This is a genomic window from Pseudomonas sp. ASL4 (genome assembly GCF_056680395.1).
Window position 1 is genome coordinate 5,770,885 of the sequence record NZ_CM155280.1, and the last position, 25,515, is coordinate 5,796,399.

The 25,515-nt window shown below is 58.3% G+C and carries 27 protein-coding genes; 10 read left to right on the top strand and 17 right to left on the bottom strand.

Features of this window, described 5'->3' with window-relative positions; genetic code table 11:
• Positions 1-51 precede the first annotated feature (51 nt).
• Positions 52-603, bottom strand: a complete 552-nt coding sequence (gene infC / locus AC1MEW_RS26330) for a translation initiation factor IF-3 (protein WP_176469887.1) — start codon at positions 601-603, stop codon at positions 52-54.
• Positions 603-2,525, bottom strand: a complete 1,923-nt coding sequence (gene thrS / locus AC1MEW_RS26335) for a threonine--tRNA ligase (RefSeq protein WP_322267945.1) — start codon at positions 2,523-2,525, stop codon at positions 603-605. Before thrS ends, infC begins: the two co-directional genes overlap by 1 nt.
• 375 nt (positions 2,526-2,900) lie before the next feature.
• Here thrS and AC1MEW_RS26340 point away from each other — a divergent pair, with 375 nt between their 5' ends.
• A complete protein-coding gene (locus AC1MEW_RS26340) occupies positions 2,901-3,203 on the top strand; it encodes a hypothetical protein (RefSeq protein ID WP_201202328.1) in 303 nt (100 codons plus the stop codon).
• A 292-nt stretch (positions 3,204-3,495) separates the two neighbouring features.
• Positions 3,496-3,708, top strand: a complete 213-nt coding sequence (locus AC1MEW_RS26345) for a cold-shock protein (protein WP_003179963.1) — start codon at positions 3,496-3,498, stop codon at positions 3,706-3,708.
• A gap of 72 nt (positions 3,709-3,780) precedes the next feature.
• Here the strand turns inward: AC1MEW_RS26345 and AC1MEW_RS26350 are convergent, their stop codons facing one another.
• Positions 3,781-4,101, bottom strand: a complete 321-nt coding sequence (locus AC1MEW_RS26350; protein WP_201202327.1) for an I78 family peptidase inhibitor — start codon at positions 4,099-4,101, stop codon at positions 3,781-3,783.
• Positions 4,102-4,267: 166 nt separating this feature from the next.
• Positions 4,268-4,573, bottom strand: a complete 306-nt coding sequence (locus tag AC1MEW_RS26355; protein WP_201202326.1) for a hypothetical protein — start codon at positions 4,571-4,573, stop codon at positions 4,268-4,270.
• Positions 4,574-4,705: 132 nt separating this feature from the next.
• Between AC1MEW_RS26355 and AC1MEW_RS26360 the strand changes: the two genes are divergently transcribed.
• A complete protein-coding gene (locus tag AC1MEW_RS26360; RefSeq protein ID WP_201188749.1) occupies positions 4,706-4,918 on the top strand; it encodes a hypothetical protein in 213 nt (70 codons plus the stop codon).
• Positions 4,919-4,950: 32 nt separating this feature from the next.
• Here AC1MEW_RS26360 and AC1MEW_RS26365 read toward each other — a convergent pair whose 3' ends face one another.
• From AC1MEW_RS26365 to AC1MEW_RS26400, 8 genes are all read right to left on the bottom strand, one after another.
• Positions 4,951-5,979 carry a nucleoside hydrolase gene (locus tag AC1MEW_RS26365; protein WP_322267944.1) on the bottom strand — a complete coding sequence of 343 codons (1,029 nt, stop codon included), beginning with the start codon at positions 5,977-5,979 and terminating at the stop codon, positions 4,951-4,953.
• Between the two features lie 44 nt (positions 5,980-6,023).
• Positions 6,024-6,428: a D-ribose pyranase gene (gene rbsD, locus AC1MEW_RS26370; RefSeq protein WP_480424193.1), complete on the bottom strand. Its 405-nt coding sequence runs from the start codon at positions 6,426-6,428 to the stop codon at positions 6,024-6,026.
• On the bottom strand, positions 6,425-7,342 hold the full coding sequence (rbsK, locus tag AC1MEW_RS26375) for a ribokinase (RefSeq protein WP_201202317.1): 918 nt from the start codon (positions 7,340-7,342) through the stop codon (positions 6,425-6,427). The genes rbsD and rbsK overlap by 4 nt, the downstream gene beginning before the upstream one ends.
• 40 nt (positions 7,343-7,382) lie before the next feature.
• Positions 7,383-8,402 carry a LacI family DNA-binding transcriptional regulator gene (locus AC1MEW_RS26380; protein ID WP_322267943.1) on the bottom strand — a complete coding sequence of 340 codons (1,020 nt, stop codon included), beginning with the start codon at positions 8,400-8,402 and terminating at the stop codon, positions 7,383-7,385.
• A gap of 3 nt (positions 8,403-8,405) precedes the next feature.
• On the bottom strand, positions 8,406-9,383 hold the full coding sequence (locus tag AC1MEW_RS26385) for an ABC transporter permease (RefSeq protein WP_201202315.1): 978 nt from the start codon (positions 9,381-9,383) through the stop codon (positions 8,406-8,408).
• A complete protein-coding gene (locus tag AC1MEW_RS26390) occupies positions 9,380-10,933 on the bottom strand; it encodes a sugar ABC transporter ATP-binding protein (protein ID WP_323570111.1) in 1,554 nt (517 codons plus the stop codon). Before AC1MEW_RS26390 ends, AC1MEW_RS26385 begins: the two co-directional genes overlap by 4 nt.
• Before the next feature lie 57 nt (positions 10,934-10,990).
• Positions 10,991-11,947, bottom strand: coding sequence for a substrate-binding domain-containing protein (locus tag AC1MEW_RS26395; protein ID WP_480424195.1), 957 nt, complete (start codon positions 11,945-11,947; stop codon positions 10,991-10,993).
• Positions 11,948-12,143: 196 nt separating this feature from the next.
• Entirely contained in the window at positions 12,144-12,596 is a 453-nt protein-coding gene (locus tag AC1MEW_RS26400) for a hypothetical protein (RefSeq protein WP_201257284.1), read from the bottom strand.
• 347 nt (positions 12,597-12,943) lie between these two features.
• On the opposite strand from AC1MEW_RS26400, the gene AC1MEW_RS26405 reads away from it, so the two are divergent.
• The 3 genes from AC1MEW_RS26405 to AC1MEW_RS26415 all read left to right on the top strand — a co-directional run bounded on the left by AC1MEW_RS26405 (position 12,944) and on the right by AC1MEW_RS26415 (position 15,172).
• On the top strand, positions 12,944-14,032 hold the full coding sequence (locus AC1MEW_RS26405) for an asparaginase (protein ID WP_201202309.1): 1,089 nt from the start codon (positions 12,944-12,946) through the stop codon (positions 14,030-14,032).
• 155 nt (positions 14,033-14,187) lie between these two features.
• The gene (locus AC1MEW_RS26410) at positions 14,188-14,478 is read left to right on the top strand and encodes a DUF1654 domain-containing protein (RefSeq protein WP_201202308.1); all 291 of its coding nucleotides are present in this window, start codon (positions 14,188-14,190) and stop codon (positions 14,476-14,478) included.
• Between the two features lie 4 nt (positions 14,479-14,482).
• On the top strand, positions 14,483-15,172 hold the full coding sequence (locus AC1MEW_RS26415; protein WP_201202307.1) for an endonuclease: 690 nt from the start codon (positions 14,483-14,485) through the stop codon (positions 15,170-15,172).
• A gap of 231 nt (positions 15,173-15,403) precedes the next feature.
• On the opposite strand, the gene AC1MEW_RS26420 is transcribed toward AC1MEW_RS26415, so the two are convergent.
• Positions 15,404-15,781: an SPOR domain-containing protein gene (locus AC1MEW_RS26420; RefSeq protein WP_322267941.1), complete on the bottom strand. Its 378-nt coding sequence runs from the start codon at positions 15,779-15,781 to the stop codon at positions 15,404-15,406.
• A 248-nt stretch (positions 15,782-16,029) separates the two neighbouring features.
• Here AC1MEW_RS26420 and csrA point away from each other — a divergent pair, with 248 nt between their 5' ends.
• Positions 16,030-16,224, top strand: coding sequence for a carbon storage regulator CsrA (csrA, locus tag AC1MEW_RS26425; RefSeq protein ID WP_007938114.1), 195 nt, complete (start codon positions 16,030-16,032; stop codon positions 16,222-16,224).
• A gap of 182 nt (positions 16,225-16,406) precedes the next feature.
• On the opposite strand, the gene AC1MEW_RS26430 is transcribed toward csrA, so the two are convergent.
• Positions 16,407-16,862, bottom strand: a complete 456-nt coding sequence (locus AC1MEW_RS26430; protein WP_201257286.1) for a DUF2214 family protein — start codon at positions 16,860-16,862, stop codon at positions 16,407-16,409.
• Between the two features lie 143 nt (positions 16,863-17,005).
• Here AC1MEW_RS26430 and AC1MEW_RS26435 point away from each other — a divergent pair, with 143 nt between their 5' ends.
• Entirely contained in the window at positions 17,006-17,716 is a 711-nt protein-coding gene (locus tag AC1MEW_RS26435; RefSeq protein WP_480424197.1) for an alpha/beta fold hydrolase, read from the top strand.
• A 32-nt stretch (positions 17,717-17,748) separates the two neighbouring features.
• Here AC1MEW_RS26435 and AC1MEW_RS26440 read toward each other — a convergent pair whose 3' ends face one another.
• The 3 genes from AC1MEW_RS26440 to AC1MEW_RS26450 form a co-directional block, all read right to left on the bottom strand.
• On the bottom strand, positions 17,749-19,152 hold the full coding sequence (locus AC1MEW_RS26440) for a hypothetical protein (RefSeq protein WP_480424199.1): 1,404 nt from the start codon (positions 19,150-19,152) through the stop codon (positions 17,749-17,751).
• A 50-nt stretch (positions 19,153-19,202) separates the two neighbouring features.
• On the bottom strand, positions 19,203-21,434 hold the full coding sequence (locus tag AC1MEW_RS26445; RefSeq protein ID WP_480424200.1) for a type III effector HrpK domain-containing protein: 2,232 nt from the start codon (positions 21,432-21,434) through the stop codon (positions 19,203-19,205).
• An 81-nt stretch (positions 21,435-21,515) separates the two neighbouring features.
• Positions 21,516-22,052: an RNA polymerase sigma factor gene (locus tag AC1MEW_RS26450; protein WP_201257290.1), complete on the bottom strand. Its 537-nt coding sequence runs from the start codon at positions 22,050-22,052 to the stop codon at positions 21,516-21,518.
• Between the two features lie 245 nt (positions 22,053-22,297).
• Here AC1MEW_RS26450 and sctW point away from each other — a divergent pair, with 245 nt between their 5' ends.
• A complete protein-coding gene (sctW, locus tag AC1MEW_RS26455; RefSeq protein ID WP_201257291.1) occupies positions 22,298-23,398 on the top strand; it encodes a type III secretion system gatekeeper subunit SctW in 1,101 nt (366 codons plus the stop codon).
• The gene (gene sctV / locus AC1MEW_RS26460) at positions 23,398-25,497 is read left to right on the top strand and encodes a type III secretion system export apparatus subunit SctV (protein WP_480424202.1); all 2,100 of its coding nucleotides are present in this window, start codon (positions 23,398-23,400) and stop codon (positions 25,495-25,497) included. The genes sctW and sctV overlap by 1 nt, the downstream gene beginning before the upstream one ends.
• Positions 25,498-25,515: the final 18 nt, after the last annotated feature.

Below are 25,515 nucleotides of genomic sequence, written 5' to 3' on the forward strand. Positions count from 1 at the left end.
CTCCGCATTCAGTTGATAAACATAATCAGAAGGCCTGCCGTGCCCTATTGATTACTTCTTCTTTTTCGGGGCGATGACCATGATCAGTTGGCGTCCTTCCATCTTAGGATGCTGTTCGACCGAACCGTACTCGAGCAAGTCACCTTCAACTCGCTTGAGGAGTTCCATCCCCAGCTCCTGGTGGGCCATCTCACGGCCGCGGAATCGCAAGGATACCTTGGCCCTGTCCCCATCACTCAGGAAACGTACCAGGTTGCGCAGTTTTACCTGGTAATCCCCTTCCTCCGTCCCTGGACGAAACTTGATTTCTTTAACCTGAATCTGCTTCTGGTTTTTCTTGGCCGCGGCAACCTGCTTCTTCTTTTCGAAGATCGATTTGCCGTAGTCCATCAGTTTGCAAACAGGGGGTACTGCATCGGCGGAAATCTCCACCAGATCCAGCTTGGCCTCTTCAGCCTTAAGAAGCGCGTCTTCAATTGACACAATCCCAAGCTGTTCACCTTCAGCCCCAATTAACCGAACCTCGCGTGCCGAGATATTCTCGTTGATCGGGGCTTTCGGTGCAGCTCGTTTATCTTGTCTCATTTCACGCTTAATAGTAATTACTCCGAATCTGGGCGACCACGCCGGGAAACCGCTTGCGCGAGAAACTCAGCGAACTGGGCGACGGGCATCGAGCCCAGGTCAGCACCTTCACGAGTACGCACAGCGACAGTCTGCATCTCGACTTCCCGATCTCCGATAACCAAGAGATAAGGAACCTTGAGCAAAGTATGCTCGCGGATTTTAAAGCCGATCTTTTCATTTCTCAAGTCAGACTTGGCACGAAATCCGCTTTCGTTGAGAGTTTTTTCAACCTCAGCGGCGAAATCAGCCTGTTTATCAGTGATATTCATGATCACTGCCTGGGTCGGAGCCAGCCACGCAGGGAATGCACCCTCGTAGTGCTCGATCAGGATTCCGACGAAACGTTCGAAGGATCCAAGGATCGCCCGGTGCAACATAACCGGGTGCTTGCGACTGTTGTCTTCGGAGACGTATTCGGCTCCCAGACGGACAGGCAGGTTAAAATCGAGCTGAAGGGTACCACACTGCCAGACGCGGCCGAGGCAATCTTTCAGGGAGAATTCGATCTTCGGACCGTAGAACGCACCTTCGCCCGGCTGCAAATCGTACGGCAGGCCAGCGTTATCAAGGGCTGCGGCCAATGCGGCTTCAGCGCGATCCCACAATTCGTCGGAACCAACGCGTTTTTCCGGACGAGTGGACAGCTTCATTTCGACGTCTTTAAAGCCGAAGTCGGCATAAACGTCCATGGTCAGTTTGATAAACGCAGCGGATTCAGCCAGCATCTGCTCTTCGGTGCAGAAGATGTGGGCATCGTCCTGAGTGAATGCACGTACTCGCATGATGCCGTGCAACGCGCCCGATGGCTCGTTACGGTGGCAAGCACCGAACTCGGCCAGGCGCATTGGCAGTTCGCGGTAGCTCTTCAAGCCTTGGTTGAACACCTGCACGTGGCAAGGGCAGTTCATTGGCTTGATCGCGTAGTCGCGGTTTTCCGACTGAGTGGTGAACATGTTGTCGGCGTAGTTGGCCCAGTGCCCGGATTTCTCCCACAGGCTGCGGTCAACGACCTGCGGAGTCTTGATCTCCAGATAGCCATTGTCGCGCTGAACCTTGCGCATGTACTGCTCAAGCACTTGATACAGGGTCCAGCCGTTCGGGTGCCAGAACACCATGCCCGGCGACTCTTCCTGGGTGTGGAACAGGCCCAGGCGCTTGCCGATTTTGCGGTGATCGCGCTTTTCAGCTTCTTCGATGCGCTGGATGTAAGCCGCCAGCTGCTTCTTGTCAGCCCAAGCCGTGCCGTAAACGCGCTGCAATTGCTCGTTCTTGGCATCGCCACGCCAGTAGGCGCCGGACAACTTGGTCAGCTTGAAGGATTTCAGGAAGCGCGTGTTCGGCACGTGCGGACCGCGGCACATGTCGACGTATTCTTCGTGATAGTACAGGCCCATGGCCTGCTCGTTCGGCATGTCCTCGACCAGGCGCAGCTTGTAGTCTTCGCCACGGGCCTTGAACACTTCGATCACTTCGGCGCGCGGAGTGACTTTCTTGATCACGTCGTAATCTTTTTCGATCAGCTGCTGCATGCGCTGTTCGATTGCAGCCAGGTCGTCAGGCGTAAAAGGACGCTCGAAGGCGATATCGTAATAGAAGCCTTCGTCGATGACCGGGCCGATGACCATTTTGGCCGTCGGGTACAGCTGCTTGACCGCGTGGCCAACCAGGTGGGCGCAAGAGTGGCGAATGATCTCCAGCCCCTCTTCATCCTTTGGCGTAATGATTTGCAGCGTGGAATCGCTGTCGATGATGTCGCTGGCGTCGACCAGCTTGCCATTGACCTTGCCGGCCACGGTGGCTTTGGCCAGGCCAGCACCAATGGATGCGGCGACCTCGGCCACGGAAACCGGGTGATCGAATGAACGTTGACTGCCGTCGGGAAGAGTAATAGTTGGCATGGCGCCTCCTCTCCTAGTGGTGACCCCTACCAAAGGTCACGTGGGTTGGGATGAGCCAGTACAAGATCCGATCCAGGCCATTCAATGACGAACGCCTGCCTTACAGCGGCAGGAGCCTTGCGGCCAACCGGAAAACCGAACCAGAGTGACTGGGATTCAAATCAGGGTTATTCGTACAGTTGCCGCTGCCGGGACTGAATGTCAGCCGGAGCCTGCAAAAGCACGAGCGCAGAATCCTAGCACAGATGAACGGTCGTCGATGCACCCACGCCTTATGCCAGCGTAAAACGACGCTTTTTATGCCAGAGTGCTGAACTTGAACCCGGTTTTATCCATCAGATAACAAGACATTTGACCCACAAGGAGCATCCAAGCATGCGTCTGAATCGTTTATTCGCAGTAGTCGCCCCTCTCGTCCTTCTGCTGCCTCTGGCGGCCCATGCCGATTGGCCGAAGGGCGAGCGGGATAAATACATGGCCCAGTGCGTTCCTGCTGCCGAAAAGAAGATCAGTAACGCTCAGGCAAAAGCCGTGTGTGGTTGCGGCGCCGATCAGCTCAAATCATATCCTGCCAGTGACCTTACGGCATTGATGAACGGCACGGCCAGTGACGCACTGGGGAAACAGGCAATGGAAAAAATTGCCACATGCAGGCTCGAGAATGGTGAGAAAAAATAAGCCAGGCGAAGTCGTTTTTACGCCACCGATGACTGTAAAAAGAGCCCGAGCGTCGCTTTTTCGGACATTTTATACAGGTTTTACAGCTTTTTTTATCGTCTTTACTTTTGGCTGAAAGCCTTTTAAAACGGGGCTTACAGCCAGATCAAGCAGCAAAGAAAGCACGGTTTAAGGGCAAACAGCACCTGCGGGGGGCTCCCAAACCGTACATTTCGACTATGATAGTCCCGTGTGCCCAGTTGGCCTGAGCAGCACAGTACTACTGAAAATATATGTTTCTTGGAGATACACCATGTCTAATCGCCAAACCGGCACCGTTAAATGGTTCAACGATGAAAAAGGCTTCGGCTTCATCACTCCTCAAGGTGGCGGTGACGACCTGTTCGTACACTTCAAAGCTATCGAAAGCGACGGTTTCAAAAGCCTGAAAGAAGGCCAGACCGTTTCCTTCGTGGCTGAGAAAGGCCAAAAGGGTATGCAAGCTGCACAAGTTCGCCCAGAGTAAGTTTCTGGCGCACTAAAAAAACCCCGTCCATGTGACGGGGTTTTTTATGGGCGAAACAAAAGCCTGACGGTATCAGCCGCAGTTGATGCGCGTGATCACCAAGTTGTCGTCAGTGTTCAGGTTCAAGCGATCGGAGCGATACTCCAGGGTCACCATATCGCTGGGCTTGAGAATCCGCGCACTCTGCGCGCCCGCGCGAGTACGTGCCTGCTCCAGCAGTTCTGGCGAGGCCTTTTTGCCGATGGTGAATTCTGCAGCCTTTGAATCACAACGGCTGTGACCGGTGTCGGTCACCACAGGGTCTTTTGCTGTCGACTCGGTGGAGGGAGTGCTGCAACCGGCCAGCATGGCAACGGCCAACAAAGTACCCAATGACGCGAGCTTCCAAGGCATGAAGCCTCCTTCTTTAAATAGTTAATCTGAGATCGTGCGACCGCCAATCTGGCGTTTGGTTTCACGGACAGTACTGTCACCCTGCCCCCAATCTGGACGGTCAGCGAGTTTGCCTGAGCGTCGCAGCATCGTTCATCACTCAATCGTGACTGAATATGAACAGCACTCAATAGACGTCGATGTAGTCGTAAAGCGGATTCGGCCAGTTCTCTTTCAGCGCGTTGAAGATCTGCATGACCCAGACCTCGTCACTGGCGGCGACTAATCCCACATAACCCGAGCCCTTGGCCCACGTCTCCAGGCGAAACAGCAGACCATTGATATCAGTGCCGCCGACAACGCCCGACGAAATGTAAGCGATGCCGCCCTTGGTTACCCGCAACTGCGTGTGCTCATCGTCGCTGGCAGAGGCCAGGAGCTGGCGCACGGCCTCAAGGGTCAAGCCGTCGGGAGTATTCAAATCGATCTGCACAGCGCGGTCCTTGAAAATCCATCAAAGGCCAAGTGTCGCATAGCCCTTCCCTCATGCCTAAGTCGGAGTGCCAAACGCTGCGCAAAATGGTTAACTCGACACTCAGACTTTCCCGACTTCACGAGCGCCATCATGACCACCGTAAGTATCGACGCCGACATCAAAGCCAAGTGGGCACAGGGCCACAGTTCCTACAGCCCGGGCAGCCCGGAAGAGTTGGCAATCATTGGCATCGACCTACTGGTCAAGGAACTGGGAACACAAGCCGCCCAGTCGTTCATCGCCCAGATATTCGAGAAATACCCGGCCGACTACCCCGGCGTGGTGGATTCAGAAAGGGAGTAAAACCCGCAGGCTGGCACCTGCGGGTCTGCGGCTTACTTCAAACGAGCCAGACGCTGGGTCAGCAGATCGAAAAAGCCTTGAGCGTCGCCGTTTTCAACCCAGAAAGCATTCTTTGGTGCTTTCAGGCCGTCATACCAATCGACGACGGTCTGGCCGAATGTCGGACCTTCACGACTGTCGATCACCACATTGACCGAACGACCGGTGAACAGCTCCGGCTTCAGCAGGTAAGCGATGACGGTGGCGTCATGCACCGGGCCGCCCGGAATACCGTAGTGCTCCATGTCGCCTTTGACGTATTCGTTGAGAATATCGCCCACGATCTTGCCGGCATTGTTGTTGAGCGCGGCGATCTGCTTCAGGCGCGCGTCGCTAGTGAGGATCTTGTGGGTCACGTCCAGCGGCAGGTAGGTCAGTTTCACCCCACTTTTGAGCACCACTTCCGCAGCCTGCGGGTCAGCGAACAGGTTGAATTCAGCCACCGGGGTGATGTTGCCGCCATTGAAGTGCGCACCGCCCATGATTACCACTTCCTTGATGCCCTGAACGATTTCAGGTTCCTGGATCAGCGCCAGGGCCAGGTTGGTCTGTGGACCGAGCATGGCGATGGTGATGCTGTGGGGTTTGGCAGTTTTAAGGGTATCGATCAGGTAATTGACCGCATTCCCCTTGGCCAGGCCTTGCTTCGGTTCGTGCACGGTGACACCCGACAGGCCTTCCTTGCCATGGATGTTCTCGGCGTAGATCGGCGTGCGCATCAGCGGCTTCGGCGCGCCAGCGTAGACCGGCACTTCTTCGCGCCCTGCCCACTCGCGGGCCAGGCGTGCATTACGCGAAGTCTTGTCCAGGCGTACGTTGCCAGCGACGGTGGTTAGTGCGCGAATGTTCAGTTCTTCCGGCGAGGCCAGGGCAAACAGCAAGGCGACCACGTCGTCGGCACCCGGGTCGGTGTCGATGATCAAGTCGATCTTTTCCGCCGCCTGGGCGCTTGTTGCGGTAATCAGGGACAAAAGCAGCAGACTCCGGAGCAGATGATGCAGTTTCTGAGCATAGCGGTGCATAGCGCACTCCTTGTGCGTGGGAAAGCAGAAAGGGTTACAGCAAGTTAGAACGTCACCCCGGACACCAGCACGATGTTGCAGTACGGCTGACATTCGCCCGTACGAACAATCGCCCGCGCCTGTCGGCTGAGGACCTTGAATTGATCATGGCTGAGCAAGTCGCGCCGGCCCAAGGCACCTTCGGCATTCAGCTCTTCCAGTGTCGCCAGGGCCGTCGGTTGCTTGTCGAGGATCTCCTGGGCGAGTACATGGTTTTCGACCTGCATTTCGCTGAGCACCACTTTTAAGGTGCTGATGAAATCCGGAATACCGTGGGTCAGCGCCAGATCGATCAGTTCGACGCCCGGCGGCACTGGCAGGCCAGCATCACCGATCACCACGATGTCGCCATGACCCAGGGACGCGATCAGCCGCGACAGCGCGACGTTGAGCAAAGGTGTCTTTTTCATGGGATTTTAAAGGCCTGTACGTCGGACAAAGTAGGAATCGAAGGTTGCGCACCCGCTCGGGTGACCGACAGTGCTGCTGCGACTTGACCAAAACGGATCGCCTCGGCCTCGCTTTTGCCGGAAGCCAGGGCAGCGGCAAAACCGCCGACAAAGGTGTCGCCGGCCGCCGTTGTATCAACTGCCTTCACTGTCGGCGCAGGGAAATGCTCAAAACCTGTGCCGTTGGCAAACAGGGAGCCTTGGGCACCGAGGGTGATGATCACCTTGCCGGCGCCCATCGCGATCAATCGGGTCGCGGCGGTTTGCGCGGTGTCGAGGGAATCCACCGGCAAACCACTCAGGGCCGACGCCTCGCTTTCATTCGGGATCAGGTAGTCGATGGACGCATACCAATCCGCCGGTAACGGACGACTGGCCGGCGCCGGGTTGAGAATCACGATTTTGCCCAGCTCACGGCCGCGCTTGAGCGCATGACCGACGGTGGCGTCCGGCACTTCCAGCTGACAGATGATCACGTCCGCCGCTTGCAGCACCGCGTCGAAACGGTCGATCACTGGCGGCGTCAGCGCGCCGTTGGCACCGGCGACAATCACGATCGCGTTCTGGCTGTTGTCATCAACCACAATCAACGCCACGCCACTGGCGCCATCGACGATGCTGACCGCCTGACAATCGATCCGTTCCGCCAACAATGCCCCGCGCAGCTCTTGACCATAAGCGTCGGTCCCGACGCAGCCGACCATCGATACCTTGGCACCCAGTCGCGCGGCGGCCACGGCCTGGTTCGCACCCTTGCCGCCAGAGACCGTGGTGAACGACTGACCAATCAGCGTTTCACCGCCACGGGGCAACCGTGGCGCCCGGGTCACCAGGTCCATATTCAAGCTGCCTATTACCACTACTTTTGCTGGCATACATCATTACTCATCAATTCGGTTTCAGCGGTGCTTTTGTTTAGCGGTACTCAGCAAACACACCAGCCAGCGGTGCAGTCGACTCCCGCAAGACAATACTTGGGGTCACGATCCGTTGATCAGTGGCCAGGTCCGGCGTGGCAATCCTTCGCAACAGCACCTCGGCAGCCATCTCACCTAGCTGCAGGATCGACTGGCCCACGGTGGTCAGCGCCGGATAAACATAACGGCTCATTTGGATGTCATCGAAGCCGATCACCGACAACTCTGTGGGCACGCGAATATTGCGTTCGGCGGCCGCGCGCAGCACACCGATACCGATCATGTCGTTACCGGCGAAAATCGCGCTGGGCGGGTTCTTTTCCAGCAGGATCGCGGCGGCTGTGTAGCCACCGGTGCTGGTAAAGTCGCTTTCCAGCATGCGCTCGCGGGGCACTTCGACGCCCGCCTCTTTCAACGCCCGGCAGTAACCGGCCAGACGCATTTGCGCCACACTGGTGTCCGCCGGCCCGCCGATTGTGGCGATGTCCCGATGCCCCAACTCCAGTAGATGCCGGGTCGCCAGGTAGGCGCCGTATTCGTGGTCGATGCGCACCAGATCGGCATTCACACCTTCCAGGCCACGGTCGACAATCACCATCGGCGTGCGCACGCCCGCCAGACCTTCAGCGAGCACGGCATCGCCACCGGCCGAGGCAACGATCAAGCCGTCGATGCGTTTTTCCAGCAGCACCCGCAGGTAGCTGCGCTGCTTGTCCGGGTTATCGTCGGAGTTGCAGAGGATTACGCAGTAGCCGTTACGCTCGCAGTAATCCTCGATGCCCCGGGCCAGTTCGGCGAAGTACGGGTTGAGGCTGTTGGGCACCAGCAAACCGATGGTCGCCGTGGTTTTCGCTTTTAACGAACGCGCGACGGCGCTGGGGACGTAGTCGAGGCTTTTGATCGCCGCCTCGACTTTCACCCGCACTTCTTCACTGACCGGCCGCGTCTTGTTCACCACGTGGGACACCGTGGTGTAGGAAATCCCTGCAAGTGCCGCCACATCCTTGATCGTTGCCATGAATCAAGTCCGCCGGCTTGCGCGCTGACTGCGATAAGTATCAAGCACCACCGCCACCACGATAACCGCACCGGTGATGATGCGTTTGGTCGGTTCGGTCGCACCAATCTGCGCCAGGCCCGCCGCCAATACCGAGATGATCAATACACCGAAGAACGTGCTGATGACCGAACCGCGGCCGCCCATCAGGCTGGTGCCGCCGATCACCACAGCGGCGATCACTTGCAGCTCCAGGCCGGAGCCGGCATTCGGGTCCGCCGCTTCCAGACGGGAAATCTGAAACAGCGCGGCGATACCGGCGAGCAAGCCCATCAGGCTGAACACCAGAATCTTATAGGGTTTTGGATTGATCCCGGCCAGACGCACGGCCTCTTCGTTGGTGCCAATGCCGATCAGGTAACGACCGAACACAGTCCGGGTCAACACAGCCTGGGCGACGATGATGATCACAAAGGCAATGATGAACGACGGCGAAATACCGAAGGCAATCGGGTTGGACAGCCAGGCAAAGGCATCACCGATGTAAGCCGTGCGCGAGCCGGTCATCTGGTACGCCAGACCACGGGCCATTTCCAGCACGCCCAAGGACACGATGAACGACGGGATTCGCCAGGCCACGGTGATCGAACCGGTGATGGTCCCGGCCAGTGCCGCAACCGCCATGCCGAGCAACGCTGCGGGCAAGACGCTCCAGCCCCAGCCGAGAATCGCCACGCTGACCGCTGAAGCTGCGAGCGCCAGCACTGAACCGACCGACAGATCGATACCGCCGATGATCAACACGAACGTCATGCCGACCGCCAATACCATCAAGTCGGGGATCTGGTTGGCTAGGGTACTGAAGGTGTCATACGACAGAAAATGGCTGCTCAGGGCCGAGAACAGCGCGACCATCGCCAGCAAGGCACCGGCCAGGCCCAGGTAGGTGCCTAGCCCGTAAAAATTGCCACTACGTTTACCGGCAGATGCTGCAGTTTTCATGGAAGATCCCTAGGCGCTGCTTCGTTGAGCAACGCATCACGTTTTTGGTAGCCGGCAAAAGCGGCGGCAAGCAAATCATCCTGGGTCCAGCTGTCGCGCTCGAAGGTGTCGATCAGGCGCCCCGCAGACAACACGCCGATCCGGTCGCAGATCAGCATCAGCTCGCGCAGGTCACTGGACACCACCACCAACGCTTTGCCCTGGCGAGTCAATTCACCCAGCAAGGCATAGATGTCGAACTTGGCGCCGACGTCGATACCGCGAGTCGGCTCATCGAACAACATCACCGAACAATCGCGCTCCAGCCAACGGCCGATCACGACTTTCTGCTGGTTGCCACCGGACAACTCGGACACCAGTTGTGTTGGACTTGAACTGCGGATGCGCATCGCGTCGATTTGACGTTGGGCCAGTGCCATCTCGTCACCGTTATTGACGACGCCCGCGCTGGAAATCACCGGCATGTTGCCCAAGGCAATGTTGGCGCTGATCGATTGGGTCAGTAGCAGGCCTTCGCCCTTGCGGTCCTCGGTGATCAGGGCGATGCCGTGACCGACCGCATCAGCCGGCGAACGGATGCTGACGACTTTAGCCGGAGAACCCAGCGCGACCGTGCCGCTGTCCGCGGTATCGGCGCCAAAGATCAGGCGCAGCAACTCGGTGCGCCCTGCCCCGATCAGCCCGGAAATGCCGTAGATCTCACCGGCGCGCACTTCGAAAGACACATCGCGAACCTTGTCGGAGCGGGTCAGCCCTTTGACCGTCAGCGCCGGCGCGCCGATGTTGCGCGGCCCCAAGTCCATGTGTTCGCCCAACTCACGGCCCACCATCAGGGTGACCAGTTGCTCGCTGTTGTAATTGGCCATCGGCTCGACGCAGACCAGGTTGCCGTCACGCAGCACGGCAATGCGCTGTGCCACTCGCGCCAGTTCTTCGAGGCGGTGGGAGATGTAGATGATCGACACGCCGCGGGCTTGCAGGCGAGTGATCTGTTCGAACAGCATCTCGACTTCACGAGCCGTCAGCATCGCGGTCGGTTCGTCGAGGATCAGCACATGGCAGTCGCCGATCAGGTTACGGGCGATCTCGACCATTTGCTGATGACCGATGCCCAGCTCGCCGACCAGGGTGTCCGGGTCGATCGCGTCGAGACCGACTTGGGCCATGGCCTCGATCGCAGCCTTGCGCAGTTGCTTGCGACTGATCCAGCCACCGCTGCTGGGCAGGTTATCGAGAAACAGGTTTTCCGCCACCGACAGCGTCGGCAACAGATTGAGTTCTTGCATGACCATTCGAATGCCCAGGTCTTCGGCCTGGGTGCGGCTGCCGGGGCGGTATTCCTGACCCTGGAATTGCATCTGGCCGGTGGTCGGCGTGACCAGCCCGCCGATGATCTTCGACAAGGTGCTTTTGCCGGCGCCGTTCTCACCGGTCAGCGCCAGCACTTCACCGCGCATCAGCGTCAGGTCGATGCCGGTCAGGACCGGTTGGGCATAGGTCTTACCGATACCGCTGACCGAGAGGACAGCGTTCGGGGCGCAAACTGACATAAAAAACTCTCCATGCGCTCGCCCGGACGGGCGAGCACCGTTGTGTCGCCAGAAGGACTACTTGGTAACCAGCTCTACCGGAGTTTCGATCACACCGTTGGTGCCGCTGTCGACTTTCTCGCCCTTGATGATTTTCAGCGCAGTCTCGATGCCGAACACGGCTTGCTTGGCAGCGAACTGGTCAGCGGTCGCCAGGACGCGGCCGTCCTTGAGCATCGGCTTGATGGCGTTGATGTTGTCGTAACCGACTACCTGAACCTTGCCAGCCTTGCCCGCTGCACGGACGGCGGAAACGGCGCCGAGGGCCATGTTGTCGTTACCGGCCAGCAGGGCTTTGATGTTCGGGTATTCACTGAGGATTGCAGCGGCGACTTTGTTACCACCGTCCATTTCCCATTGGCCGGACTGCAACGAGACAACCTTGATATTGGCCGCTTCCATCGCATCCTTGAAGCCTGCGGTGCGGGCTTGGGCGTTGGTGGTGGTGGACACGCCTTCGATGATGCCAACTTCGTCACCGGCCTTCAGTTGCTTGGCCAGGTAATCGCCCACCAGACGCGCACCTTTGCGGTTGTCCGGGCCTACGAACGGTATGGTGATGTTCTTGCTTTTGACGACGGCCGGATCAAGTTGGTTGTCGATGTTGATCACGGTAATACCGGCATCGACGGCTTTCTTGAGCACCGGGACCATAGCCTTGGAGTCTGCTGGTGCGATGATCAGAGCATTGACCTTGTTCACAATCATCTGCTCGACGATGCGAATCTGGTTACTCGTGTCCGTTTCGTCCTTGATGCCGTTGGAGATCAGGTCAAAATCGGCGGAGTGTTCCTTCTGGTAGGCCTTGGCGCCGTCTTCCATGGTCAGGAAGAATTCGTTGGCCAGGGATTTCATGACCAGGGCAACTTTAGGTTTTTCGGGGGTGTCGGCGAAAGCCGAAGAGAGGGGCAAAGCGGCGGATGCGGCAGCCAGCATAGCGACAGCGAGAAGACGTCCAGCGAATGGCAGCTTCATGGGTTCACTCCGATCTTATGATTATTGTGAGCAACGCTTGCGCTGGCGTAGCTTCAGGGCGTCGCCGATGAATCAAGTCATCGGGAACGCCGCGCAAACGTTTGCGTAGACCGAACTATGCGAACCCTGCAGGGATTTGTCAACGAGCAGAAACGACCAATTTTTTGTACTGGTTGGCAAAAACCGGGCAATCACATCAGGCCGAGGTGTTGACCACCGACCCGCTACCGGAGCCCTTGGACATCTCCTTGACCAAGGCGGCGGATACCTCCATCAAAGCGCCGTTGGTTTCGGCTATTTGGCCCTGAACACCCATGACCGCAGTGGTCTTGGCTTCCGGCGTTGGATAAGAAGCCGCCTGGGCTGCCGCCAATTGTTGCTGCTCCTCGCGCAGTTGCTGTTGCAGCTCTTGCATGCGCTTGAGCAGCATTTTCACCGTCACACTGGTGTTGTCCGGGACTTCCTGCGCATCTGCACCCGATGCCAGGCCCACGGCGCTTGTCTTGACTTGCTTACCGTCGTCCTTGCTGACACCCAGCGCTTTATCTGCCGCCTCCGCTGTAGCTTCGTTCAACGCTCGGATGGTAGCGGCTGATTTGCCACCGATTGTGATGCCTGCAGCATTCGGAATACCGACGGATAACGACATGTGAGCTCCTGAAAAAGTAAGGTCCTTTAAAGGAGCATCGACCTGAACGCGAATTTCTTTAGCAGCGGTCTGAAATTTCGCAAGGCGATTTTCTCAACGAAAGTCGTAGGTTTTTTCGGAGAACCGAACACAAACACCAAACGTGTTCGAGAACCCGGACAACAAGATGTGAACCTGTCCCGACAATCACAAAAATACCTATATAAATCAGCAGATTAAAGTTTTTTCTCATTCAAAGTACGGCTGGTACAGATCCTGCTCCTACTCGTGCACCCCAGGCGTTCAGATCTGCCGGGGGCGCATCTAGATGAACCTGCATCAGCACCGTCACTACTAGAGAGAAAATAATGAAATCTGTATTCAACACTTTTATTCCGGGCGCTTTGGCCCTCCTGCTGCTCCTGCCGACCGCCCTTCAAGCGAAAGAAGCCGAAACCCAACAGAAACTGGCTAATGTGGTGATCCTCGCCACCGGCGGCACCATCGCCGGCGCTGGCGCCAGCGCGGCCAACAGTGCCACTTATCAAGCGGCCAAAGTCGGTATCGAGCAACTGATTGCCGGCGTGCCGGAACTCGGCAAATTGGCAAATGTGCGTGGCGAACAGATCATGCAGATCGCCTCTGAAAGCATCACCAACGACAACCTGTTGCAACTGGGTCGTCGAGTGGCAGAACTGGCCGACAGCAAAGACGTCGATGGCATCGTCATCACCCATGGCACCGACACCCTGGAAGAAACCGCCTACTTCCTGAACCTGGTGGAAAAAACCGACAAGCCGATCATCGTGGTCGGCTCCATGCGCCCAGGCACTGCGATGTCGGCTGACGGTATGCTGAACCTCTACAACGCCGTGGCCGTGGCCAGCAGCAAAGAAGCACGCGGCAAAGGTGTGCTGGTGACCATGAACGATGAAATCCAGTCCGGTCGCGACGTCAGCAAAATGATCAACATCAAGACCGAGGCTTTCAAAAGTGCCTGGGGCCCGCTGGGCATGGTGGTCGAAGGCAAATCCTACTGGTTCCGCCTGCCGGCCAAGCGTCACACCATGGACTCGGAATTCGACATCAAAACCATCAAGAGCCTGCCTGACGTCGAAATCGCCTATTCCTACGGCAACGTTAGCGATGTCGCCTACAAAGCCCTGGCTCAATCGGGCGCCAAAGCGATCATTCACGCCGGCACCGGCAACGGCTCGGTGTCTTCGCGCGTCGTTCCAACCCTGCAGGCCCTGCGCAAGGACGGCGTGCAAATCATCCGCTCGTCCCACGTCAACGCCGGCGGTTTCGTACTGCGTAACGCTGAACAGCCTGATGACAAGTACGACTGGGTTGTAGCGCATGACCTCAACCCACAAAAAGCCCGGATCCTGGCCATGGTCGCGCTGACCAAAACCAATGACAGCAAAGAGCTGCAACGGATGTTCTGGGAATACTGATCCGCCCTCGCCCGACCAGCTCCGGTCGGGCACCGCTTACACCCTTCGCCACTCTGGCGAGGGGTCATAGTCCTACAAAAAAATCCTGACCGTCTTACACCAAACGGAAAAAACCACTGTCAGAGGATTTTCTTGAATTTTAAGCAGTTGCGAAAATGCTTACAGTTAAATACTGTATGCACGTACAGCTTAATAAGGATAATCCTGTGGCCACCACTTCCGCCTCTCCTGACTCCTATCAACGCATGGGCATTCGCGTCCAAAAAATCATCAATTCCCAAAGTGCCCAGAAAGCCAAAGCCGCCCTGATCTTCCGTCTTCCTGACGAACCGGTGGATGAGTGGGAACAACTGCTCGAAGAAATCGACGAAAACGATAACGTCACCCTCGCCTATCGCGACGATGGCGGCGTGCAGATTTTTTGGGTTGTGCCGAAGGAAGATTGAGTCAATGAGTGTCCGTTGTTTTGCTTTGTTGTTTCTGTTCATCGCCATGGGCGCCCAGGCTGGCGCTCCGCGCACCTTCAACGAAGCCAAGAAAGTCGCCTGGAAGCTTTACGCACCGCAATCCACCGAGTTTTATTGCGGCTGCAAATACACCGGTAACAAGGTGGACCTCGCCGCCTGTGGGTATGTGCCGCGCAAAAGCCTCAAGCGCGCCTCGCGCATCGAGTGGGAACACATTGTCCCCGCCTGGCAGATCGGTCATCAGCGCCAATGCTGGCAGTCGGGCGGACGCAAAAACTGCACGCGCTACGACCCGACTTATCAGAAGGCCGAGGCCGACTTGCACAACCTGGTGCCGAGCATCGGCGAGGTGAATGGCGACCGCAGCAACTTCAGCTTTGGCTGGCTGCCGGTACAATCGGGCCAATACGGTTCGTGCCTGACGCAGGTCGACTTCAAGGCCAAGAAGGTCATGCCGCGCCCTTCGATACGCGGGATGATCGCCCGGACGTATTTCTACATGAGCAAGCAGTACGGCTTGAAGCTGTCCAAACAGGATCGCCAACTGTATGAAGCCTGGAACAAGACCTACCCGGTGCAAGCCTGGGAGCGCCAGCGCAACCAGAGCGTGGCCTGCGTGATGGGTCGCGGTAATGAGTTTGTCGGCCCGGTAAACATGAAAGCCTGTGGTTGAACAACCGCTGAAAACACAAAGGCCTCGGGCATTAAACCCGAGGCCTTTTTTTGTTTCTAACCACCGACTTTGTTGTAGCGCCAGTAGCCCATCAGGCTGAGAGGCGACCCAGCCGTAGAAACCATCGCTGGCCGATTCGGAGGTTCCCCTGAGGATCTCCTCGTCCACGTTGACGTCCTCCAGCTCCCCTTTTAAGAGTCGCTGCTGAACGGCGCCTGAACAGTTGTGCGGTTACTGAGCCGCCGGACGCTCGATGATCAGCGATTCGATGTTCATTTTTTTCGCCTTGGTCAGCGCCGCGTTTAAGTCAGCCTGACGCGCCTCGGCCTCGGCTTTGGATCCGAACGGCCCGAGCAGGATCCGGTCCTTGCCGTTTTCCCGAACCACATTGGAAACGAAGCTGTGCTCGATCAACCAGCCGCTGAGGTCGCTGACTGCCTGGGTTGTTTCGCCGCGCACTTCGAGATCCCATTGCGGACCGGCTGCCGGAACAGGAGCTGAAGCCTGTACGGAAACTGCGCTGGATGGCGTCTTTTGAGTGCTCGCTTCCTTGCCCTCACCACATCCCGCCAACGCCAATACTGCGATTACCAAGGCCATTTTGCGCACAACGTTTCCCTCTGAATGCTGAAAGTGCGGATTTTAACATTCATGAATACTTCCCGAGTGCCGCAAAATGGCCTTAAAACAACGAGAATGATGGTTGCGGCCTCTGTATAGTTACGCCTTGGGAATTAATGCAGCATCTGCGCGTCAGAAAGAGGCACCCAAACTGTGAGACTTCGCACTAATCTATAACTACACCGACCTCTGCACTGTCTGAATCAGGTGCCCTACAAGCAATCAAGGAGAAGACCATGCTGATACTCACCCGCAAAGTCGGTGAAAGCATAAATATCGGTGATGACATTACGATCACTATTCTGGGCGTTAGCGGCCAGCAAGTCCGGATTGGCATCAACGCCCCGAAAGATGTTGCCGTACATCGCGAAGAAATCTATCAGCGCATTCAGGCCGGTCTGACCGCACCAGACAAGCCACAAACCCCCTGAGTCCTGCTGCATCAGTAGCCAGCCCGTTCGCTTCAGCGCAATGGCTGGCTAAAGATTCATGCTCGGCGTTCTGCTGAGCACTCGCCTCCTGTCCCTCCCCCCTTTCGTTAAGCCGATACTACCGGCGTCGGCCACGCCTTGGCTGTCAGACTATTCGCTTTAAACCCGACGAATCAGCGTTGCTAGCCGAAGGTCACACCGCGCGCCATGCCGGTGGCTGCGATGATCATCAGCATCAGCAACAGGGCTTCCGTGTGGCTGATCCGGGCAAACAGTTTCGCCCGTCCCTGGTCAATCGAAGCGCCACGCCCCAACGCGATCCGCCATTTGATCAAGGTGATCATCGGCGCCAGTTCCATTAGCAAAATGATCACGAACAGCGTCATCTTGAGATGAAACAGCGGCTGATGAAGGTAGTAGTCGGTGCCTTTTTCATACCCACCGAAGGCTCGCATCAGTCCCGTGACCAGCAAAATCCCGGCACAAATCCCCCACACGTTATCCGCGACCAGCACGCTACGAATCTGCGCCGTTCCAGCGGCCAAGCGGCTTAACGCCGTGCCGCGAGTGAGCACCGCCCAAAGACCCAAGGCCACAGCCAAGAGGTGGATCGCCGCAAGAAACCAGTGAGATAGCATTGAATGCTCCAGACAGGGGAATGGAAAAGGGTTCGTCAGTAGTAGTCCAAAACCCGGAAATCTGCCCATAGACCGAAGGGGGATTTTTCGAAGCGTGATGTGGACCAAATGGGCAGAATGGCCATTCGCCAAGGAAGGAATACATGAACCGATCAAACCTGCCGACGCTGGTCCTGCTACCGGGAATGGATGGAACGGGTGAACTGTTCCAGCCTTTCGTGGCGGCCGTGGGGCAAGCTTGCGACATCGTTGTGTTGACTTACCCCTGCGACATCCCGTTGAACTATGGGGAACTGCAAGCCATTGCCAGGCAATCGCTGCCCACTGACCGGCCGTTCGTGTTGCTGGGCGAATCCTTCTCGGGGCCGATCGCCATTGCTCTGACGGCCTTGAATCTGCCTCGGCAGGTCGGGCTGGTGCTCTGCTGCACCTTTGCCAGCAACCCGCGGCCGCTGTTCAGCCACTTGGGCTTTCTGCTCAATATTCTGCCGATAGGACTCGTGCCTGCCCGATGGCTCAGCCCAATGTTGCTCGGTCGATTTTCTAGCGCTGCTTTGCGCGCCGCGCTGAGTCGGGCGATCAACAAGGTCAGTCCTTCGGTGATGCGCAAGCGACTGCGATCGGTGCTCAAAGTCGATGTATCGACGCAACTGTCCCAAATCAAAGTTCCCGCTGTTTATCTGCGTGCAACCCAGGATCGGGTGGTGCCGAAGACTGCCTCGCTGCGGATCTGCGAACTAAAACCGCAGGTACAAGTGATCGAAGTCGAGGCGCCGCACTGCCTGCTTCAGGCGACCCCCGATAAAGCTGCGCGGGTGATCGTTGAGTTTTTACAAACGCGACAAACTCACTGATGCCCCGACATTTTCATGTCGGGGCATCCCCATCACACCTGGTCTGCACCATCACCGGTAGGTACCCGACGCTCGCGCAGACCCAGCGCTTGCGTACCGGAGGTATAAGCCCCCTTGATCGCAGTGCCGGCCTCCTGAAAGCCTTTCTTGGCCGAGTTATAGTTATTCTCGACAAATTCGCCCGTATCCTTCGCCCCTTCCTCAATACCATCCTGGACTTTTTTGGCCAGCTTCAGAGCCTTGGGCGGAATGTCTTCCTGAATAACCTTGACGCCTTTGTCCGCCGCTTTTCCGGCCAGCACACCGGCAGCACCGTAGGCGGCGAAGGTCAACGCCGAACCCGCGACGTTCACCGCATGGTCCGCCGCGGCAACGGCCCCCTTCGGCAGCCCCTGATTGAGTGCCGCCTGCTTGGCCGCGTTACGCGCCATGCCTGTCAGCGCGAAACCTCCAGCCAGCGCGCCGCCGTTAGTCAGGAGGTTGCCGCCTTCAAACACCTTGCGCACAGAGCTCAAGGTCTCGGTCGCAACGTCCAGTGGGAATTTGGCGGCGCGCTTGGCGCCGTTGATGTAAGGCCGGGAAGGACTGCACTTGTCCAGCTCCTTGAATTGATCTTCCCAGTCTTTGCGCCCGAACAACTGCGCCCCGCCGACCAGTCCCGCGGCTTTTTGATTGTTGTGCATGAGCACCGCATACCCGGCGCCGGCCACCATCCCGCCGGCCGAACCAATGGCCGTATCGAATGCAGCGGCAACTTTAGGCCCGGCCGTTGCATTGAGCGCTGCCGCTGCCCCCAGACGAACGACGTTACGCACGGAAAATGTCTGGAGGGCCAGGGCGCTTTGCCCGGCCTGCTTGATCGGATGAGCCTCCGATTTGGCCTTTTGGGAGTCAGCCATAATCGTTTCAAGCTTGTCAGCCGGCGCTTTGAGCCACAGCGAATCTTCGGTCGTTTTAGCGAGCACCCCACCGCCCACCACATCGGCCGCGCCGGACATCGCCCCGGCGATAAAACCGGTATACCCCGGGTTACCGGTGGCGTCGGCTGTTACCCCTGGCACTTTGTCGAGCACCACGGTGACCACACCAAACGGCAAGCCACCGACAGCGCCCTGGGTCGGAACCGTCACTCGGTCCATACGTTCGGCCTTGTCCAACAGACGATCGACGTCAGCGGAGGAATAATTCAATTCATGCAGTCTGTTGGCCCGCCCTTCCACCAGCGCGTCCATTGCTTCCCCGTTTGTATCGGTTCGGTCACCCCTGAACAGCTCGGTCATTTTTGTCTTAAGGTCGTGCAGGACCTGCGGATCGCCACTGGTTATCGCTGCGGTAGCACTGGTGGATGCGGCAGCGTTGGTGGATGTGGGCGGCTGCATTTCGATCTCGTTGCGATCGATCAAAGGTTGTGTACGGCTGGAAGATAACGGGTCCATGGACATTCCTTTTGTTGGAGTGAAGCGTTGAGATCAAATAGAACGTTCGATCAGTGCGCCTTGGGAATTCCAAACTGCTCCAGGGTCGGATCGACGTTGTGGTCGAATTGCTTTTGCGCGGAGTGCTTTTTCACTGCCTCGACAATCGCCGCGATGCCGAAACCGATGCTCATGGCCGCGTCGATCACCCAACCCACAGGACCGGCAGCCGCGCCGATGGCCGAAGCCGCCGCCAGCCCTGCTGCCTCACCGGCAACGGCCCCGGCAATCCGTCCGCCGATAGAACCGGCCATGCGCCCGAGCCCGGCCGACGCTTCACGGCCAGCCAATTTGCGCACCGCATCAACGCCATCCTTGGCCGTCGAAAGACCCTGCTTGGTGTTGTCGTAGGCATCCTTGACTTGCTGGGCCTTGTTTTTCGGCGCAACGGCATCGGAAACCGAGCCGGACTGACCTGTCGCATCACCGGCGTTTTCGAGTAACTCGCGACCTTTTTTCGACTGCTGCAACTGGCCGACCGTGGCGTCCACATAACTCGCTTGCTGACGCTGGACGAAGCTCTGTGGCAGCACCGCGTCATAGGCGGCTTTTTGCGCATCACTGGTTTGCAGGGACTGCCCGGCGTCGGCCTTTTTCTGTCCCAGCAACTGCTTGAGCGAACCGCCCTCACTGAAATTGCTGACGTAGGACTGTTGCAGCTTGCTCTGGACGTCCGGCTGGTTGCCGACCACTTGCGCAGCCGTCGGCAGGTCGGCATCGGGGCCCAGCAAGTCCTGCTGCATTTGCAGTTGCGCCGATAGCCCGCCGATGGCGCCGCTGTAGTCGGGAGCGGCGTCTTTTTTCGAGGTCTTGTCGGCGCTGTTCATGTCGTTGCGCAGGGCCTGGCCACTCACTACGTTTTGCAACTGGCCCTTCACGGCTTTTTCCAGGGACGGGTCGCTGGCCACCAGGGCTCGTTCCTGACTGGGGATGGCCTGGCTCATGTAGGTCTGCACATCGGGATCGTCCTGCAACTGGCCGATCTTTTCCGCCAGAGCGTCTTCGGTCTTGCCGGTTTTGCGTAGATCGGAACCGGCAACAACGCTCTGCTGGGTCTGTTGCAACTTGACCATCACCGCCGCTTTCTCGGCGCCGGTGTAGTTCTGCGGCTGCTCGAAAACCTCTTTACCCAGTTTGCTGATATCAGTGCCAGCGACAGCATTCAGGGTCGCTGCGTCGCTGAGCATCCCGGCGAACTCGCCGCCATTGGTGGGAGCCTGGTTCTTGATCCAGTTGCTGATGTTCGCTGCATCGAATTTCTTGTCCGGGCCATGGGTGGCCAGGTCCCGGCCTTTGAGTCCACCCTGATCAAGCATGTTGAGCAGGCCCGGCTGCGACCAGGTTTTCGAGGCTTGTTTGAGCGGTCCGGCGAGCCCGGGGTTGTTGTCCTGCAAAGCCTTGAGGCCGTCGGCGTCCATGTACTGATCGACTTTGGTTTTACCCTCCGCGCCGGCCGCATGTTTGGGATCGGCAGCATTGGCCAGCGGACCGTTGGCCTGCAACAACGAGGCCGAGCGGACCATCTGCAACGACTGAGGATCAGCATTGGGATGGTCCTTCTGGTAATTAGCCAGGTCCTTGTCAGCGTTGTCGGCCGCACCTTGCATCTTCTTGGCAAACGCCTTGAGGTCGCCGTCAGTGATTTTGCCGTCCGCCTTGCCGCCGTGTTTGCCGGTATCGACGGCGGTTTTCAGGGCTGGATTGTCGTTGATGAACTTCATCGCCTTGGCCGCATCCGGGCCTTTTTCGGTGGCCATCAGGGCGGCGGCAATCGGTCGATTGAGTTCCTTGGCCGCTTGCTCCCGCTGCTCCGGCGGCAAGTCCGCCACCAGGGGCGCCCAGCGTTCGAGCTCCTTGGGTGAGGAGTATTTCGAGTCGTCGAGCAACCGGGCTTCGGGACTGCTGGCCGCCGCCGGGTTGGACGAAGGCGCCGTGGCGTCGGTCGTCGGCGTTGCAGCGGCGGTACGAGTTGCGGGTGGGGTGTCGGTCAACGGACGCGAGGGCGTAGTGCCTTCATCGCCACCGAGCAAACGCTTCATCACCAGGCCCAACAGGTTCGGCGATTGAGCGTCTTTGGCTGGGCTGGCCAGCGTCTGGGACCCGGTCTGCTGACCGAACTGCACGCCACCACCCGACGCGGACGAACCATTAGGTTTGGCATTCTCCAACGCTGGCCGCGAAGGCTTGTCACCGCCCAACAATGGAGAGGCGGTTGCGGGGAACGGAGTGTTGGAAATGCGCATGAGGGTTAGCCATTTTCAGTCGGACATGCCGATGTGTGGCATGACAGGCTCATGCGGTTCCCAACTTGAGGTGAATGAGCTTCAAAAAACACAGGGCACGCTGCGCTTGAGTTGCTCCCGCGCCCGGGACAAACGCGAGCGCACGGTGCCAATGGGTACGCCCAGGCTCGAGGCGGTGTCCTGATAGTTGCCGTCCATTTCCAGGCTGACCCGCAGCACTTGCTGCATGGTCACCGGCAACGCGCCAATCGCCAGGACGACGCGCGCCAACTGTCGGTGATCATCCACTTGCGCACCAATGTCGCAACCATCGCTAACCTCCAGCTCTTCGCGGTCTTCCCAGCTTTCCTGAAAGGGCTGTTTGTACAGTTTGCGAAAGTGGTTACGGATCAGGTTCAGCGCGATGCCGCACAACCAGGTTTGCGGCTGGGAGTCGTAGCGAAATTTATGCTCATTACGCAGCGCTTCGAGAAACGTGCATTGGAGGATGTCCTCCACATCATCAAGGTTCATCACCTTTTTTTTGATGAAGATTCTCAGCTTGTGCACCTGCTCGGTATTGAGCTGACGGAGGCCGGAAACAGGAGCTGGACAGGTCATCGAATTGCTGGAAAGCATCGCTATAAACCATTTCAGGATATGTCCCAGGGCTATAGCGATTTGTATGCCAATTGACACATTTATGTACTTGTTTGATTTTTAACGATTTTTAAAACCGTTACTGATGATTTCTGTGCAAGTTCTTGCACAAGCCGATTGGATCCAATACTGGATCTGGCACAGATGTTCCGTTTGCCGCCGACATGGAACCGGATGGCCAGGACGACCCACTCACTGCGCATGACCCCTGACAGAAATGCGCTATGAAGATCGCGGCTCCGAACATTCCCCATGTCCAGCAACCGGCCCCGGCGACGCCTGTCAGGTCGGCGGCACTGCTTGCCCAGAGCACACCCCCGACCAATCAGGGGACATCGACCCAACAGGTCACGCGGTTTGCTTCGGCGCTGATTCAGCAGAGCCGGACCCTGAGCCAGCGCGACTTGATGGCCAGCACCAATGCCTTGCAGTCCAAGGCCGTCAAACTGGGGGAGCTTTATCAGCTGCTGATGGGCAGCCAGGACAAGGGCCTCGACAGCGCGGCGCGGGAACTGCGCAAGCAGTTGAAGAACCAGACGCCGACCCTTGCGCAAGTTTTGGCACTCAGTGGTGACGACGCCGCCAAGGCCCACGTGATGCTGCAAGCAGCCTCGCGCCAGGCCTATAACGAAGGGGCCAGCGGCGAACACGTCAACCTGAATCAGCAACTCAAGCTGCTGCGTCGCGAACACGGCAACAAGGCCCAGGCCGGCATCAACACCGCCCGGGCCTTTGCCAAGTCCAGCCTCAACCCGCGACGCCGACAGACGCTGCGAGACCTGTACTACTCGGGCGTAGTCGGCCAGCAAAGCATTTCCAGCCTGATCGACACCCTGCTCGGCCAAGAAGAAGGCGAACGGCAATTCGCACCGACCCTGCGCGACCTGCGCGGCGCCATTGCCGACGACCTCGCAGCCCTGAGCCCCTCGAGCACCCAGCAACAATTGCGCAACCTCATGCACGGCCTGAACACGGCTCGCCATGTCGCGACCCTTTTGCAAACCAGCGAGCACTTGCTCGGCCGCATGCGCGGCAAGAACCCGGCGTTGCAGTTGAATGCACCGACCTTCCTCAAGCACCTGCTGACGCTGTCGGGCAAGGGCATGAACCTGCATGAAACGCTGCAACTGGCGCAATTCATTGGCGGCAAACACCTCAAGCATCAACTGGCTTTTCTCAACGGTCTGCGTCCGATGCTGCAGCAGCTGCCCATTCTGTTGTGGCGCGATCTCAAGGCCCGACAGAACGCCCTGGGCAACCTGCTGACGTTGATGGCGGAGCTCACACGCCAAGAGCAGGACCTGCCCAAGGGGAGCCCCGCCTGATGGAACGGATTATCAATGTGCTGAACCAGATCGCCCTGGCGGCCATGCGTCGCTCGGAGATCGTCGGCGCGTTCGTCGTGCTCGCCATCGTGTTCATGATGATCACGCCGCTGCCGACCTGGCTGGTGGACATTCTGATCGCCATCAACATCTGTATTTCCTGCCTGCTGATCATGCTGGCCATGCACCTGCCCCGCCCGCTTGCGTTCTCGACCTTCCCCTCAGTGTTGCTGATCACCACGATGTTTCGCCTGGCGCTGTCGATTTCCACCACCCGTTTGATCCTGCTGGATCAGGACGCCGGGCACATCGTCGAGGCCTTCGGGCAGTTCGTGGTCGGCGGTAACCTGGCGGTGGGCATGGTGATTTTCATGATCCTCACCGTGGTTAACTTCCTGGTGATCACCAAGGGTTCGGAGCGGGTGGCGGAGGTCGGCGCGCGGTTCACCCTCGACGCCATGCCCGGCAAGCAAATGTCCATCGACAGCGACTTGCGCGCCAACCTGATCAGCGTCCATGAAGCCCGCCGCCGACGCTCGGAACTGGGCAAGGAAAGCCAGTTGTTCGGCGCCATGGACGGGGCAATGAAGTTCGTCAACGGCGATGCGATTGCCAGCCTGATCATCGTCGCGATCAACATGATCGGCGGGATCGCCATCGGCATGATTCAGCACGGCATGACCGCTGGCGACGCGGTGCAGCTGTACACCGTGCTGACCATTGGCGATGGCTTGATTGCGCAGATTCCGGCGCTGCTGATTTCCGTCACCTCGGGGATGATCATCACCCGCGTGTCCAACGACAATCCGGGCGTGGAAGCCAATATCGGCCGCGAGATCGCCGAGCAGATCACCAGCCAGCCCAAGGCCTGGATCATCGCGTCGGTAGCGATGCTTGGTTTTGCGGCGATGCCAGGGATGCCGACAGCGGTGTTCATCGTGATCGCGATCATCTGTAGCCTGGGGGGCGTGCTGCAACTGCAACGCGCCAAACCCAAATCCACGCAGGAGCAACCGGTCGCCGTGGCGCCGGAGGACAACGGCAACGAAGACCTGCGCACCTTTACCCCGAGCCGGCAGTTTCTGTTGCAGTTCCATCCCCAGCAGAACAGGGCGCAGATCGACGCGCTGGTCAGCGAAATCCGTCAACGGCGTAATCGCCTGGTGGTGCATTACGGCCTGACCTTACCGTCGTTCATCATCGAAACCGCCGAACACCTGGCACCGGACGAATTCCGTTTCTCGGTCTATGAAGTGCCGATGCTTAAGGCCACGTTCAACCAGACCCACGTCGCCATCGATGTCGATGCTCTGGATGCCGGGCAATTCGAACACGCAGTGGCCGGCAGCCTTGAGCGTCAGGAAAGCCAATGGCTGTGGTTGCCGGCCGACGCCGCGCAGTTGCAACAAAGCCCGGTGGAAACCATCAGCGCCAGCACCCTGATCGTCGAGCGCATGGAGCGCGCATTACAGGCTTGCGGGCCGCAGTTCATCGGGTTGCAGGAAACCAAAGCGATCCTCGGCTGGCTGGAATCCGAGCAACCGGAACTCGCCCAGGAAATGCAGCGAGTGCTGCCACTGGCGCGGTTCTCTTCCGTACTGCAACGGCTGGCGTCCGAATGCGTGCCGTTGCGGGCGATCCGGGTGATCGCCGAAACCCTGATCGAACACGGCCAGCACGAACGCGACATCACCGCCCTCACCGACTACGTACGCATCGCCCTCAAATCGCTGATCTACAACCAATACTGCGGCGCCAACGGTTTGCTGGTGTGGCTGCTGACCCCGGAAAGCGAAGGCATCCTGCGCGACAGCCTGCGCCAGACCCAGACCGAAACCTTCTTTGCCCTGAGCAATGAATCAAGCCTGCAACTGGTGCAGCAACTGCGCATCGCCTTTCCCCTGCGCACCGCTGAACGTGCCGTGCTGCTGGTGGCCCAGGACTTGCGCAGCCCCTTACGCACCTTGTTGCAGGACGAATTCCACCATGTCCCGGTGCTGTCCTTCGCCGAGATCAGCAACGTCGCCGAGGTGAAAGTGATGGGCCGTTTCGACCTGGAAGAAGACCAGGAAGTGCTGGAGGACGACTATGCGGCCTGATGCCTGGAGACTGTCGTG

Coding starts and splice junctions, on each gene's coding strand:
- rbsD (WP_480424193.1), bottom strand. CDS start 6,428: ATGAAAAAGACACCTTTGCTCAACGTCGCGCTGTCGCGGCTGATCGCG.
- AC1MEW_RS26395 (WP_480424195.1), bottom strand. CDS start 11,947: ATGAAGCTGCCATTCGCTGGACGTCTTCTCGCTGTCGCTATGCTGGCT.
- AC1MEW_RS26430 (WP_201257286.1), bottom strand. CDS start 16,862: ATGCTATCTCACTGGTTTCTTGCGGCGATCCACCTCTTGGCTGTGGCC.
- AC1MEW_RS26360 (WP_201188749.1), top strand. CDS start 4,706: ATGACCACCGTAAGTATCGACGCCGACATCAAAGCCAAGTGGGCACAG.
- AC1MEW_RS26445 (WP_480424200.1), bottom strand. CDS start 21,434: ATGCGCATTTCCAACACTCCGTTCCCCGCAACCGCCTCTCCATTGTTG.
- thrS (WP_322267945.1), bottom strand. CDS start 2,525: ATGCCAACTATTACTCTTCCCGACGGCAGTCAACGTTCATTCGATCAC.
- AC1MEW_RS26410 (WP_201202308.1), top strand. CDS start 14,188: ATGCTTACAGTTAAATACTGTATGCACGTACAGCTTAATAAGGATAAT.
- csrA (WP_007938114.1), top strand. CDS start 16,030: ATGCTGATACTCACCCGCAAAGTCGGTGAAAGCATAAATATCGGTGAT.
- AC1MEW_RS26390 (WP_323570111.1), bottom strand. CDS start 10,933: ATGTCAGTTTGCGCCCCGAACGCTGTCCTCTCGGTCAGCGGTATCGGT.
- AC1MEW_RS26380 (WP_322267943.1), bottom strand. CDS start 8,402: ATGGCAACGATCAAGGATGTGGCGGCACTTGCAGGGATTTCCTACACC.
- AC1MEW_RS26385 (WP_201202315.1), bottom strand. CDS start 9,383: ATGAAAACTGCAGCATCTGCCGGTAAACGTAGTGGCAATTTTTACGGG.
- AC1MEW_RS26345 (WP_003179963.1), top strand. CDS start 3,496: ATGTCTAATCGCCAAACCGGCACCGTTAAATGGTTCAACGATGAAAAA.
- sctW (WP_201257291.1), top strand. CDS start 22,298: ATGAAGATCGCGGCTCCGAACATTCCCCATGTCCAGCAACCGGCCCCG.
- AC1MEW_RS26365 (WP_322267944.1), bottom strand. CDS start 5,979: ATGCACCGCTATGCTCAGAAACTGCATCATCTGCTCCGGAGTCTGCTG.
- AC1MEW_RS26400 (WP_201257284.1), bottom strand. CDS start 12,596: ATGTCGTTATCCGTCGGTATTCCGAATGCTGCAGGCATCACAATCGGT.
- AC1MEW_RS26450 (WP_201257290.1), bottom strand. CDS start 22,052: ATGCTTTCCAGCAATTCGATGACCTGTCCAGCTCCTGTTTCCGGCCTC.
- AC1MEW_RS26435 (WP_480424197.1), top strand. CDS start 17,006: ATGAACCGATCAAACCTGCCGACGCTGGTCCTGCTACCGGGAATGGAT.
- rbsK (WP_201202317.1), bottom strand. CDS start 7,342: ATGCCAGCAAAAGTAGTGGTAATAGGCAGCTTGAATATGGACCTGGTG.
- AC1MEW_RS26405 (WP_201202309.1), top strand. CDS start 12,944: ATGAAATCTGTATTCAACACTTTTATTCCGGGCGCTTTGGCCCTCCTG.
- AC1MEW_RS26440 (WP_480424199.1), bottom strand. CDS start 19,152: ATGGACCCGTTATCTTCCAGCCGTACACAACCTTTGATCGATCGCAAC.
- AC1MEW_RS26415 (WP_201202307.1), top strand. CDS start 14,483: ATGAGTGTCCGTTGTTTTGCTTTGTTGTTTCTGTTCATCGCCATGGGC.
- AC1MEW_RS26340 (WP_201202328.1), top strand. CDS start 2,901: ATGCGTCTGAATCGTTTATTCGCAGTAGTCGCCCCTCTCGTCCTTCTG.
- AC1MEW_RS26350 (WP_201202327.1), bottom strand. CDS start 4,101: ATGCCTTGGAAGCTCGCGTCATTGGGTACTTTGTTGGCCGTTGCCATG.
- sctV (WP_480424202.1), top strand. CDS start 23,398: ATGGAACGGATTATCAATGTGCTGAACCAGATCGCCCTGGCGGCCATG.